Annotated in this window: 9 protein-coding genes; 1 reads left to right on the forward strand and 8 read right to left on the reverse strand. The window is 42.7% G+C overall.

Annotated elements, in window-relative coordinates; genetic code table 11:
* Window positions 1–17: 17 nt before the first annotated feature.
* Window positions 18–3,443, reverse strand: a complete 3,426-nt coding sequence (ileS, locus tag HMPREF1532_RS16260) for an isoleucine--tRNA ligase (protein WP_005931905.1) — start codon at window positions 3,441–3,443, stop codon at window positions 18–20.
* Window positions 3,444–3,666: 223 nt separating this feature from the next.
* Here ileS and HMPREF1532_RS16265 point away from each other — a divergent pair, with 223 nt between their 5' ends.
* Entirely contained in the window at window positions 3,667–4,716 is a 1,050-nt protein-coding gene (locus HMPREF1532_RS16265) for a DUF2776 domain-containing protein (protein ID WP_005931909.1), read from the forward strand.
* 89 nt (window positions 4,717–4,805) lie between these two features.
* Here the strand turns inward: HMPREF1532_RS16265 and HMPREF1532_RS16270 are convergent, their stop codons facing one another.
* From HMPREF1532_RS16270 to HMPREF1532_RS16300, 7 genes are all read right to left on the reverse strand, one after another.
* The gene (locus HMPREF1532_RS16270) at window positions 4,806–5,888 is read right to left on the reverse strand and encodes a linear amide C-N hydrolase (RefSeq protein ID WP_005931912.1); all 1,083 of its coding nucleotides are present in this window, start codon (window positions 5,886–5,888) and stop codon (window positions 4,806–4,808) included.
* Between the two features lie 165 nt (window positions 5,889–6,053).
* The gene (locus HMPREF1532_RS16275; protein ID WP_005931915.1) at window positions 6,054–6,299 is read right to left on the reverse strand and encodes an RNA recognition motif domain-containing protein; all 246 of its coding nucleotides are present in this window, start codon (window positions 6,297–6,299) and stop codon (window positions 6,054–6,056) included.
* A 215-nt stretch (window positions 6,300–6,514) separates the two neighbouring features.
* Window positions 6,515–7,147 carry a peroxiredoxin gene (locus HMPREF1532_RS16280; protein ID WP_005931918.1) on the reverse strand — a complete coding sequence of 211 codons (633 nt, stop codon included), beginning with the start codon at window positions 7,145–7,147 and terminating at the stop codon, window positions 6,515–6,517.
* A gap of 110 nt (window positions 7,148–7,257) precedes the next feature.
* Window positions 7,258–8,790 (reverse strand): carbon-nitrogen hydrolase family protein, encoded by a 1,533-nt coding sequence (locus tag HMPREF1532_RS16285; RefSeq protein ID WP_005931921.1) that lies wholly within the window; start codon window positions 8,788–8,790, stop codon window positions 7,258–7,260.
* A gap of 218 nt (window positions 8,791–9,008) precedes the next feature.
* Window positions 9,009–10,463 carry a D-xylose transporter XylE gene (gene xylE / locus HMPREF1532_RS16290; RefSeq protein WP_005931924.1) on the reverse strand — a complete coding sequence of 485 codons (1,455 nt, stop codon included), beginning with the start codon at window positions 10,461–10,463 and terminating at the stop codon, window positions 9,009–9,011.
* A gap of 202 nt (window positions 10,464–10,665) precedes the next feature.
* Window positions 10,666–11,982 carry a xylose isomerase gene (xylA, locus tag HMPREF1532_RS16295; protein ID WP_005931926.1) on the reverse strand — a complete coding sequence of 439 codons (1,317 nt, stop codon included), beginning with the start codon at window positions 11,980–11,982 and terminating at the stop codon, window positions 10,666–10,668.
* Between the two features lie 79 nt (window positions 11,983–12,061).
* Window positions 12,062–13,552: a xylulokinase gene (locus HMPREF1532_RS16300; RefSeq protein WP_005931929.1), complete on the reverse strand. Its 1,491-nt coding sequence runs from the start codon at window positions 13,550–13,552 to the stop codon at window positions 12,062–12,064.
* Window positions 13,553–13,596: the final 44 nt, after the last annotated feature.

Here is a 13,596-nt window from a genome sequence, read left to right on the forward strand (position 1 = left end):
AGTTATTAGTATTAGAGTTATTCTTTCACTACATTGACAAGCAAAGAGAAGTCGTCGAAATTCAACTCCGTACCCTCTTTTACTTCGTCTGCCAAATCAAGGGATGTTCCCAAAACTTGGTTACAAATATAGTCTTTATATTCGTTTACTGCATCATCCGTTTGCAGATTTTTAGATATTGTTATTCTTATCTTATCGGTTATCTCAAAACCGTTTGACTTACGAATATTCTGTATACGGTTCACCAGTTCACGGGCAATGCCCTCACGACGAAGTTCTTCGGTTACGGTAACTTCCAAGGCAACAGTCAGTTTTCCTTCATTGGCAACCAACCATCCCGGAATGTCTTCACTGAAGATTTCTACATCCGACGCTTCGATGATGGCTTCCGCTCCATCCAGATTCAGCGTATATTTGCCGTTCTTTTCCAGTTCGGCGATGGCTTCCTGTGACATTTCCGCTACGGCTGCTGCTACGGCTTTCATCTGTTTTCCAAACTTAGGGCCGAGTTTTTTGAAGTCACATTTCACTTTCTTTATCAGTACACCGGCAGCACCGTCTACGAATTTGACATCTTTTACGTTTACTTCGTTCATGATCAATGCTTTCACGGCTTCTATGTGAGCTTTTTGTTCTTCATCTACTACCGGAATCATGATACATTGTAACGGTTGGCGTACTTTGATATTCACTTTCCGACGTAGTGCCAATACCATGGAGGTTACGTCTTGTGCCATTTGCATACGGGCTTCCAACGCCTTGTCTATCATTTCCTCTTTGTATTCGGGGAATTTGGCAAGATGAATGGAAACAACCGTGTCGCGCCCGGTTGCAGAGATCAGATCGCCATACAAACGGTCGGCATAGAACGGTGCGATAGGCGCCATCAGTTTGGCGACGGTTTCCAGACAGGTATATAATGTCTGATAAGCCGACAGCTTGTCTTGCGTAAACTCGCCGCCCCAGAAACGTTTGCGGTTCAGGCGGACATACCAGTTAGACAAATTGTCGTTTACAAAGTCGGAAATCAGGCGTCCTGCTTTTGTTGGCTCATATTCGTTGTAGCAAGTATCCACTTCTTTGATCAGCGTATTCAATACCGAAAGAATCCAACGGTCGATTTCCGGACGTGACTCCATCGGAACGTCTGCTTCTTTATATTCGAATCCGTCTACATTGGCATACAATGCAAAGAATGAATACGTGTTATACAATGTACCGAAGAACTTACGGCGCACCTCTTCAATGCCATCCATATCGAACTTCAGATTATCCCATGGAGAAGAATTCGTAATCATATACCAACGCAATGGGTCGGAACCATATTTCTCGATCGTAGAGAACGGATCGACGGCATTGCCCAAACGTTTGGACATTTTATTACCGTTCTTATCCAATACCAGACCGTTGGAAATAACAGCCTTATAAGATACACTGTCGAATACCATTGTCGCAATGGCGTGCAGAGTGAAGAACCACCCGCGTGTCTGATCCACTCCTTCCGCAATGAAATCGGCAGGATATACCTGATGGCTGTCCAGCAATTCTTTGTTTTCGAACGGATAATGAATTTGTGCATACGGCATTGCACCGGAGTCAAACCATACATCGATAAGGTCCGTCTCGCGTTTCATCGGCTTTCCGTCTTTTGACACGAGGATGATGTCGTCTACATAAGGACGGTGCAGGTCGATCTTATCGTAATTTTCATCTGTATAAAGCCCAGGTATGAATCCTTTGTCTTTATAAGGGTTCGATTTCATGAATCCGGCAGCTACCGACTTTTCTATTTCGTTATATAATTCTTCAACAGATTCGATACATATTTCATCACTGTTGTCTTCTGTACGCCAGATCGGAAGTGGAGTCCCCCAATAACGGGAACGACTCAAATTCCAGTCATTCAGATTCTCCAGCCATTTGCCAAAACGTCCGGTACCGGTTGATTCGGGTTTCCAGTTGATCGTTTTGTTCAGTTCTATCATACGCTCTTTGCAAGCGGTAGAACGAATAAACCAGCTATCCAACGGATAGTAAAGTACCGGTTTGTCTGTACGCCAGCAATGCGGATAATTGTGTACATGCTTCTCAATCTTAAATGCCAGATTATTGGCTTTCATCATCATGCAGATACTTATATCCAGAGTTTCGTCCTGATCAGTCAGATTCGGATCGTATGCGTTCTTCACGAAGCGTCCTGCATATTCTTTGTATAATTCTACGTTAACACGCTCTTTTACAAATGTTTCATCCAGTTCGTCTAAAGTATAGAATTTACCGGTAAGGTCCACCATCGGACGGAGTTCACCTTTCTTATTGATCAACTGCAAGGGAGGAACTCCGGCAGCTTTGGCTACTTGAGCATCGTCTGCACCGAATGTCGGGGCGATATGTACGATACCTGTACCGTCTTCAGTCGTTACGTAATCACCCGAGATGACACGGAATGCACCTTCACCCGGATTCACCCATGGGATAAGTTGTTCATATTCCATTCCTACGAGGTCGGGTCCTTTGTATTCGGCAATCACTTTGAATGGAACCAGTTTGTCTCCCTGCTTATAATCTTCCAGTTTCAGATCAGCAGCTTTGGGATTGAAATGGGTATTCAGTAACGCCTTTGCCAATACTACCGTGATGGGTTGCCCTGTATAGGCGTTGTAAGATTGTACGGCTACATAATCGATTTTCGGACCTACACACAATGCTGTGTTTGATGGTAAAGTCCATGGAGTGGTAGTCCATGCAAGGAAGTATGGAGTTCCCCATTCGGTCATTTCCGGCTTCGGGTTTTTCATTTTGAATTGTGCTACTACGGTCGTATCTTTTACGTCACGATAGCAACCCGGTTGGTTCAGCTCGTGCGAACTCAAGCCTGTTCCGGCAGCCGGAGAATAAGGTTGGATAGTATATCCTTTATATAGGAATCCTTTCTTATGCATTTGTTTCAGTAGCCACCACAATGTTTCGATGTAGCGATTATCGTATGTGATATACGGGTGTTTCATATCCACCCAATACCCCATTTGGTGAGTAAGGTCCTCCCACTCTTTCGTGAATTTCATCACGTCCTTGCGGCAGGCAGCATTGTATTCCGCTACAGAAATCTTTTTGCCGATATCCTCTTTGGTGATACCCATTGCTTTTTCCACACCTAACTCTACAGGCAGTCCGTGTGTATCCCATCCGGCTTTACGCTTTACCTGATAGCCTTTCATCGTTTTGTAGCGGCAGAAAATATCTTTTATAGAGCGAGCCATCACGTGGTGAATGCCCGGCATACCATTAGCTGATGGAGGACCTTCGTAGAAAACAAACGAAGGGCAGCCTTCACGTTCTGTCATACTCTTGGCGAAAACCTGGTTTTCGTCCCATTTTTTCAATACGTCCTTGTTTACCTGTGAAAGGTCGAACTGTGAATACTCGGCGAACTTCTTGCTCATGACTATATCTCGATTTTTACTATTTACAATTAAGACTGGAGGTACCCTCCTTATTTTAAGGGTGCAAATGTACAAAAACATTCGTTTTCATACAAGAAAAGGCTTTTTAATTTCAATCGGTAGAAAGGTGTCTCTTGTGAAAAGACCCAAAAAGGAAGAATAATTCAAAAACAAATAACGTTAAACCTTGTTTTACAGGGAAATTTAAAAACTATATAAGGATATGAATTATGGTATAAGTGTACTATTCAGAGCCATTCCGTTGATAATGGCTCTGTTCTGTTTCGGATACGGAACATTTATTTATGTATTGGGAGACGACCCTAACCGCTTGGTGGCAGGTCCTGTTGTATTCTCATTAGGTATGATTTGTATTGCACTTTTTGCAACGGCGGCCACTATCATACGCCAGATTATTCATACGTATGGACGAAACTCCAAATATGCTTTGCCAATTATCGGTTATCTGGCTGCTGTGGTTACCATTATTTCCGGTATAGTTATTTTTTCTTCAGCAAATAGCCCCTCCTCTTTCGTTGCCGGACATGTGGTGGCCGGAGTGGGATTAATCACTGTTTGTGTGGCAACTGCCGCTACTTCTTCTACCCGCTTTTCTTTAATTCCTGCCAACGCGAAAGATACCGGACATGATGTTCCGCAAAATGCATTTACTGCCGGACAAGAGCGGGTATTGAAAGGCATAGCGGTTATCGCGTCTGCTGCTGCCTGGATATGGGCATTTGTTTTATTGGGACAAAGTGAAATGCATGTTGCTTATTTTGTTGCCGGGCATGTAATGATAGGACTGGCGTGCATTTGTACCAGTCTTATTGCGTTGGTTGCCACCATTGCCCGCCAAGTACGAAATGTATATTCGGCAACGGAACGTAACAGATGGCCTAAACTGGTATTATTGATGGGGACGGTTTCTCTTGTTTGGGGAGTATTCGTTGTTTTTGCGGATTCCAGTTCAACGAATGGAGTTATCGGTTTCATTATGGTCGGCTTAGGCTTAGTCTGTTATAGTATTTCAAGTAAGGTCATTCTGCTGGCAAAAATATGGAGACATGAATTCAAGTTATCCAATCGTATTCCTATCATTCCCATACTGACTGCATTAACCTGTTTGTTCTTAGCCGCTTTTGCATTTGAACTCGGTACAATTCATGAAGACTATTTTATACCTGCGCGTGTGTTAACCGGTCTGGGAGCCATCTGTTTCACTCTGTTTTCAATAGTCAGTATCCTGGAGAGCGGAACATCGTCTAAATAATGTTGTAGTACAAAAAGAAAGGTACGGATGATCGCAAACAACTGAATTGTATTTGCGATCATCCGTGCTGTTACAAACAACTGAAATATTTATTTTATTTTTATTGTTTCTACAGGTTGTTGTTTTACGATGTCCATTGGCTTTGCCTGATAATGGACTTTGGTAAAATCGATTGTATTGAGATCGATACTACGGATTGCGCTATTATACATTGTGCGAAAATAGATTATCCGGTTTGTCATATCTGTGGCTGAAGTCCATTGCGTTGCGCTGGGTATGTCACAGGGAACTTCTCCCGGTTTAAACTCTATTCCTATGGGAATGTCGAAATTATTCAGAATTTGAAAACACTGGAGAACTGTTTTCAGAGGAGTGTCTTGTTGTGGAGCCGAAGTTTGATAGAAAGCGGCACGCACAAAACGTGACGGAGGAGTAACATCACCGGGAATACCTAAAAAGCCGCTTCCTGCACCAAAAGAGGATAATTCAATGTTTCCTAAATGTTGTACGGGAGCTGTACCCGGGAACAGGTTGACATAATTATTAAGATTGGTAAGTTGCCATTCGAAACCGGGAGAGTTTGTAAGTACACCTAACTTGTTCTCGTAAAACTCGGGAACTCTGTTAATGATTTCAAGTACTAATTGATGGCCTGAAGTATCGGTAAATCGCCAATGAACGGTTGATGCACGTGGGTCGATGTTGATAATGCGAACCTTTTTAACGGCTTCTTTTACTTCATCCACCGTCTTGCATTTTCCCAATATCCAGGAAACGAGTTGCAGGTCGGATATGCTTTTCTCTTTTTCTGTAAAATCGTAATCCTGATATTTGCCATAATTGGGAAAATAAAATAATCCGGCAGAAAGCCCCGCTTCATTTAGTCCTTCGGCAACAAAATCTTTTTGTTCGACAGCAAATCCTACGTATCCATAGCGGGATGTGAAAGTCATACCATTCATTCCGTCGGGAGTATATGACTGCTCGGTATGTCCTCGGGGTACGATGACGTACTGGCTGTTCAGATTACTTCCGCCCCATTCGATGGTACGGGCTACAATGGTGGTTTCCCCTTTGCTTTTTAGAGTTATGCCTGTACAGGCCTTTGTTGGAAGAGAATAAATGAATTGGCCGGCAATGGCCACTAATACAATTGATAGCTTTGTTTTCATGTTTACCTTTTTTTAAATAAACAAATGGGAAAAATATATGTTCGGTTGGATTTATAACTTTTAGTGGAAGACTGGAGAGGGAAAATTAAAGCAGATTCTAAAAAACAGCGAGGGGATGTATTTTCACAAATACATCCCCTCGGCAATTAATTTTATATAAATGGATTAGTTGCGAGGCAAAGCTTCTTTTACTACCATTGCGCGGCCTTCATATTCGGCACCATTCAGTTCTGAAATAACGTTCTTAGCTTCAGCGTCGTTCGGCATTTCAACAAATGCGAATCCTTTAGATTTACGAGTGTCGCGGTCGATAATCAGTTTTACTGAATCTACTGTTCCATACTCTTCCATTACTTGTCTCAGATCAGCTTCCTTAACACGATAGCTAAGGTTTCCAATGTACATGTTCATAAAATACAAAAAATAAAAATTGATAAATAAAATTAGAAACAAGAGAAGTTTGAAATTAGATCTGAAATTCGACTGATTAGGTAGAAAGAAAGAGTAAAATAAAACAATCCTTTGTTTTCGGTTACAAATAACGTTATAATATTTGGATTCTCAACTATAAAAGAGCATTTATTTTTCAATAAACGCCCTTTTTCTTACAATTTCTTTTTTATTGGTCAATGCTTGCTTAAATAATCGGCTACTCCGTCTTCGGTGGCTTTCATGGCATCTTTACCTTTTGACCAGTTGGCCGGGCAAACTTCACCATATTCTTCGAAGTGCTGTAAAGCGTCTACCATACGTAAAACTTCATCCACATTACGTCCTAACGGGAGGTCGTTGATGACGCAATGACGTATGACACCTTCTTTGTCGATGAGAAATAATCCACGGAAGGCAACCGGAGCTCCGTCGCATATCCAATTACCGTTTTCATCGGGAGCATAGCTTCCTGCCAATACTCCGTAGCTTTCGGAAATCGATTTGGAGAAATCAGATACGATAGGATATTTCACACCTTGAATGCCACCTTCATTTTTGGGCATTTGTAACCATGAGAAGTGCGAATATTCAGAGTCTACCGAGCAACCGACCAAAGCTACATTACGTTTTTCAAATTCAGCAAGTTTCTCTTGAAAGGCATGCAATTCTGTAGGACATACGAAAGTAAAGTCCATCGGATAAAAGAAAAATACTACATATTTTTTTCCTTTATACCGGTCCAATGAGAAATTCTGAACGATTTCATGCCCATTGATTACAGCCGTGGCATTAAATTTCGGCGCTTGTTTTCCAATTAATGATCTCATAATGATCTATTTTTAGATGTTATTTAATGATTTGTATTGAAAAACAAAGCATCGTCAATCTTTGTTCATCGGTCAAAGATTAACGATGCATAATATTTTCGTAATAGCTGTTATTTCTTGAACCGCACTTCGTACAAATCACTTCTCCGATCTTTCAAATTGCGTACACTGCCGTATGTATGCAATTCATTCAGTAAGTCGAGATCTACATCCGATACAAGAATCATTTCGGTGTTGGGAGTTGCTTCGGCCCTTTTGCCATCTGTCGGGAAAGCAAAGTCGCAAGGAGTGAAGACTCCTGATTGTGCATATTGGATATCCATGTTGTGGACCCTCGGCAGATTGCCCACACTACCGGCAATAACCACGAAGCATTCGTTTTCTATGGCACGGGCCTGTGCACAAACCCGGACGCGTGAATAGGCATTCTGTGTATCGGTAAGGAAAGGGACGAATAATATTTGCATTCCTTGATCTGCCATCAAGCGGGATAACTCCGGAAATTCAACATCATAACAGATTAATACGCCTATTTTAGCGCAATCCGTATCGAATGTCTGCAATATTTTGCCACCACTCAATCCCCAACTTTTCATTTCATCGGGAGTTACATGCAACTTTTCATACATCTCGTAGCTACCATCGCGGCGGCAGAGATATCCTACATTATAGAGTAAGCCGTCTTCTTTGATTATCGGCATACTACCGGTGATGATGTTAATGTTGTAACTGATTGCCAGTTTGATAAACCGTTCTCGTATTTCCTGAGTATATTCAGCCAATCCACGGATGGCTTGTGATTCTCCTTTGTCATTAAATCTTGCCATTAACGGTGCATTAAAATACTCCGGAAACAATACAAAGTCACTTTTGTAGTCGGATACGGAATCTACAAAAAATTCCACTTGCTCGAATAGGTCGTCCAAACTGTTGTAACTACGCATCTGCCATTGTACAAGCCCGACGCGAACGGTTGTTTTAGGTGATATATACTCTTGTGTAGGAGCTTGATAATAGATATTATCCCATTGTAGAAGGCAGGCAAAGTGTTTGGATTCCTCATCGTTTGGCAGGTAATTTTTCATGACTTTTCGTACGTGGAAGTCATTGGATAACTGAAATGTAAGTACAGGATCGTATATTTCTTTTTGCCGCACCTTATCAATGTATTCTTTCGGCCGTATTTTGTCGGCATATTTGTGATAGTTCGGAATACGTCCGCCGAACATGATGGCCTTCAGATTCAGTGTTTCGCATAGTTCCTTGCGGTATTCGTACATACGGCGTGCCAGTCGCAGTCCCCGGTAATCGGGGTGGATAAACACTTCAATGCCATAAAGGATATTACCATCGGGATTGTGCGTGTCGAAAGTTTCCTTTCCGGTCACTTGTGCATAGGTATGGTCGTTTTTCACTTTATCATAGTCAAGGATGATCGAAAGTGCACAGCCCACTATTTTTTCGTCAACCACTGTCACAATCTGGCCTTCCGGGAAAATTTTGATAAGTTTTTCAATTTGTTTATGTGTCCAGAATACATCACTTCCGTCAGAATATACACGTTTGAATGACTGGGAGAGTTGGGTATAATCTTCTATTTGCAGATTTCGAATTTGTACTTTATTAATTTTAAGAGACTCCATAATAATAAGATTATTTTAAAAAGATGTTGCAAAGGTAAAGTTTATCTATATAAGTTGTTTTAAAAGGATAGGGCTTTTAATTTTTTATGTTGTGTTTGCATATTGTTTATAAACGAAGCAGTCGCCTATCACTGTCAAAAAATACTTTGAACAGAGATAAGCGACCGTTTCATTTATATATTCCTATTTTAGCCGGCCTATGACGGCGTAAAGGATCTTTATTTCCTTTTTTTCCAGAGTTTACTCATGTCTTCCAGTGTTTTACCTTTCGTTTCCGGTACCCAACGCCATACAAAGATGGCAGCAATTACACAGATAACTCCGTAAAGGCTGTATGCGAACATCGGACTGAAATCGTAGAGCGCAGGGAAAGTAGAAGATATAATGTAATTGAATATCCACTGGAATGCTACGGCAATGGCAACCGCTTTGCCGCGAATCGTATTAGGGAATATTTCTGCAATAAGTACCCAGCAGATTGGTCCCCATGACATCATAAAGAATGCAGCATAAACAATTACCGACAATACGGGGAAGATGCCTTTAATGGCCATGCTGTCGCACAAAGCTACTGCAAAGGCACCGAAAGCCATACCGATAGAACCGACGATTAATAACGGTTTACGTCCGAATTTGTCAACTGTAAAGATGGCAACCAATGTAAAGACGATATTTACTATACCCATGATCACTGTCTGCATCATACCACCACCCTCAGCACCGGCATTTTCAAAGATACGCGGAGCATAATAAAGTACGGCATTGATACCAATAGCCTGCTGGAACACAGAGAGTAAGATACCGATTACAATAACCGCCACACCGTAAGTAAACAGTTTCTCTGTTTTTTCCTGGGAAGTAGCTTTGATTTCTGCCAGAATCTCTTTTGCTTTTGCTGCACCGTTTACTTTCTCTAATATAGAGTAGGCTTTTTGATCCTGATCGATCATCACCAGATAGCGGGGAGTCTTAGGAACAAAGAACAGCAGTAAACCGAACATGGCAGCCGGGAAAGCTTCGGAACCGAACATATAGCGCCAACCTTCATATACCGACCACATATCTGATGCGCCATTGACGGAGAGAACACCCGTGACGGCATCTTTGTCGATAATCGGATTCTGATGGTCGCCCAAAATCATGTAGTTCACAAAGTATACTACCAACATACCGAAGATAATGGCAAACTGGTTACACGAAACCAGCGTTCCGCGAATGTTGGAGGGTGCAATCTCTGCAATATACATCGGACAAACAGCCGAAGCAAGCCCTACTCCGATACCTCCGAGCACGCGATACAGATTGAATGCAATGAGCAGATTCATATCGGCTTTTCCATATTCGAAAAACAGGAATTCCGGATAATAAGAACCTAATGCGGAAAGAAAGAAAAGTACGGCAGCCAGTCGCAATGAATTGCGACGTCCCAAACGGGAAGCAAAGATGCCGGAAAGCGCGCCACCAAGAACGCAGCCTATCAGAGCACTTGAAGAAGTGATGCCGTGCATAACCTTGTCATACTGGAAATCGGTTGCCGTGAGGAAGAAGGCTTCGAGCCCTTTCTCTGCACCGGAGATTACTGCGGTGTCGTACCCGAACAGCAATCCACCCAGAATGGCTACTGATGTTATGGAATATAGGTAGAGTTTACTACCGTTGTCTGTATTTGTCATGATAATAAGATTATAATTTTAGTAGTCAAGCAGTAAGTAGATAAGTAGTAAGTAGTCGAGTAGTAAGTAGTTAAGTAGTAAGTAGATAAATGATCAAAGTAATCAAAAGAATAAAACGAAAATTTTACAGTTACAAATCTATCCTACTTAACTACTTACTACTTGACTACTTAACTACTAAAATCACTTACTACTAAAATCACTAACAATACATATTTACAATTGCTTCATACAATTCTTGTTTGCCACTGGTCTGTTTCGGTTCGCCGTTTGCTTTTGCATAAGCAACCAAGTCTTCTAAAGACAATTTGCCTTCTTCGAAATCCTTACCTTTACCGCCATCGAATGAAGCGTAGCGGTCGGCCAGCATCTTTTTGTATGGAGATTCGTTCAGCAGATTGGCTGCACTTTCAAGAGCACGGGCCATTGCATCCATACCGGCGATGTGGGCAATGAAGATGTCTTCCAGATCGGTAGAGTTGCGGCGGGTTTTGGCATCGAAGTTTGTACCGCCGTTACCCAATCCGTCGTTGCGGATAATCTGCATCATAGCCTGTGTCAGTTCATAGTTGTCGATGGGGAACTGGTCTGTATCCCAGCCATTCTGATAGTCACCACGATTGGCGTCGATAGAGCCCAGCATGCCGTTGTCTACAGCTACAGCTAATTCATGTTCGAAAGTATGGCCTGCCAATGTGGCGTGGTTTACTTCGATGTTCACTTTGAAATCTTTGTCCAGTCCGTGAGCTTTCAGGAAGCCGATAACGGTTTCTGTATCTGCATCATACTGGTGTTTGGTCGGTTCCATCGGTTTCGGTTCGATAAGGAATGTACCTTTGAAGCCACGGGCACGAGCATAATCGCGGGCGATAGTCAGCATTTGTGCCAAGTGTTCTTTTTCGCGTTTCTGATCTGTATTCAGCAATGACATATATCCTTCGCGTCCTCCCCAGAACACGTAGTTAGAACCACCTAATTCGATGGTTGCGTCGATTGCATTTTTTATTTGAACAGCAGCGCGTGCCACTACATCGAAATCGGGATTGGTTGCAGCACCGTTCATATAACGTGCATGACCGAATACGTTGGCTGTACCCCACAACAGTTTGATTCCTGTTTCTGCCTGTTTTTGTTTAGCGTAAGCAACGATTTCTTTCAGATTGGCTTCGTATTCTTCAATCGTATCGGCTTCTGTCACCAAGTCTACATCGTGGAAGCAGTAATATTCGATGCCCATTTTCTGCATGAATTCGAAACCGGCATCCATTTTGTTTTTTGCAGCCTGCACGGGGTTGTTGTCGCCATTCCAGGGGAATTGTTTAGTACCGCCTCCAAACTGATCGCCGCCTTCTGCACAGAGAGTGTGCCACCATGCCATAGCGAACTTCAGCCAGTCTTTCATCTTTTTACCATTGATCACCTTCTCAGCATCGTAGTAACGGAATGCCATCGGGTTCTTACTATCTTTACCTTCAAATTTAATCTTTCCTATTCCGGGAAAATACTCTTTTGTTGCCATAATTTAAATAATTGATTTATGTGGTGAGCTTGCTCTGACAAGTAACTCACACACGGGGTTTATACTTTGTTTCTTTAGATTATTTGTTCATTGATTGTTCAAGGCAGAATTTCCAACGTTCATAGGCGTCGGCATATTCCTGTTGTCTGGCGGCATCCGGTTCGATGACTTCCAGTTTCTCCAAAGTGGCAAATGCTTCATTGTTGTTTTTGTAGATACCTGCTCCGATACCTGCTCCTTTGGCAGCACCGACAGAACCGTCTGTGTCGTACAACTCGATAGTAGCTCCTGTCACTCCTGCCAGTGTGGTGCGGAAGATAGGGCTTAAAAACATGTTTGCTTGTCCGGCATGAATCTTTTGTACGGGGATTCCCATTTTTTCCATGATGTCGATGCCGTATTTAAAGGAGAATACGATTCCTTCTTGTGCCGCACGAATGATATGGTGTTTGCCGTGGGTATTAAAATCCAATCCGCGGATGCTACAACCGATTTCTTTATTGCACAACATACGTTCCGCGCCGTTACCAAAGGGCAGAATGCTAAGTCCGGCACTTCCGACGGGCGCTGTTGCTGCGAGCACGTTCATGTCATTGTAAGAGATACCTTCGGGGGCGACATTGCGTTTTACCCATGAATTCAGAATGCCGGTTCCGTTGATGCAGAGCAGTACTCCCAGGCGGGTTTGTTCGGTGCTATGGTTGACATGAGCAAAGGTATTGACGCGTGATTGCGGGTCATAGTTCACTTCACCGTTTACACCATATACTACTCCCGAAGTTCCGGCGGTCGATGCGATTTCTCCCGGATTGAACACATTCAGTGAGAGTGCATTGTTGGGTTGGTCACCTGCGCGGTAAGTGATAGGTGTACCTTCCTTCAATCCTAATTCTTTTGCCGCAGCGGCATTTACGCGTCCTTGCTCTGCGAAAGTCGGTTTGATGTCGGCAATCAGTGATTCATCGAAACCATAATATTTCATTAGAAAATCAGCAATCCGGTTGTTTTTGAAATCCCAGAATATGCCTTCCGAAAGCCCTTCTACGGTCGTGCAGATGTCTCCGCTCAGTTTCATGGCGATGTAATCGCCCGGAAGCATAATCTTGTATATCTGTTCGTAGATGGCCGGTTCGTTTTCTTTGATCCATGCTAATTTGGAGGCAGTGAAATTGCCCGGAGAGTTCAACAGGTGCGAAAGACATTGCTCCTCTCCTATGGTTTCGAATGCTTTTTGTCCGTAGGGAACGGCACGTGAGTCACACCAGATAATAGCCGGACGAAGCACTTTTTGATTCTTGTTTACGCATACCAATCCGTGCATCTGATAAGAGATACCGATTGCTTTGATCTCGGCAGCATCCACTCCCGATTCCGTCATAATAGCTTGGGTGGATAACTTGAGGTTCTCCCACCAATTTTCCGGTTCTTGTTCGGCCCAGCCCGGATGAACAGCAATAATATTTGCTTCGGTTTTCGGGAAGAATGCCGACGATACGCATTTGCCCGTTTCTGCATTTACCAGACTCGCTTTTACAGACGAGCTACCTATGTCATAACCTAATAGATACATGATGTTGATTTATGAATTATAATTTATGAACATGAAAAGAGGAA

Origin of the sequence: Bacteroides salyersiae WAL 10018 = DSM 18765 = JCM 12988 (genome assembly GCF_000381365.1) — a bacterium.
Taxonomy (GTDB): Bacteria; Bacteroidota; Bacteroidia; order Bacteroidales; family Bacteroidaceae; genus Bacteroides; species Bacteroides salyersiae.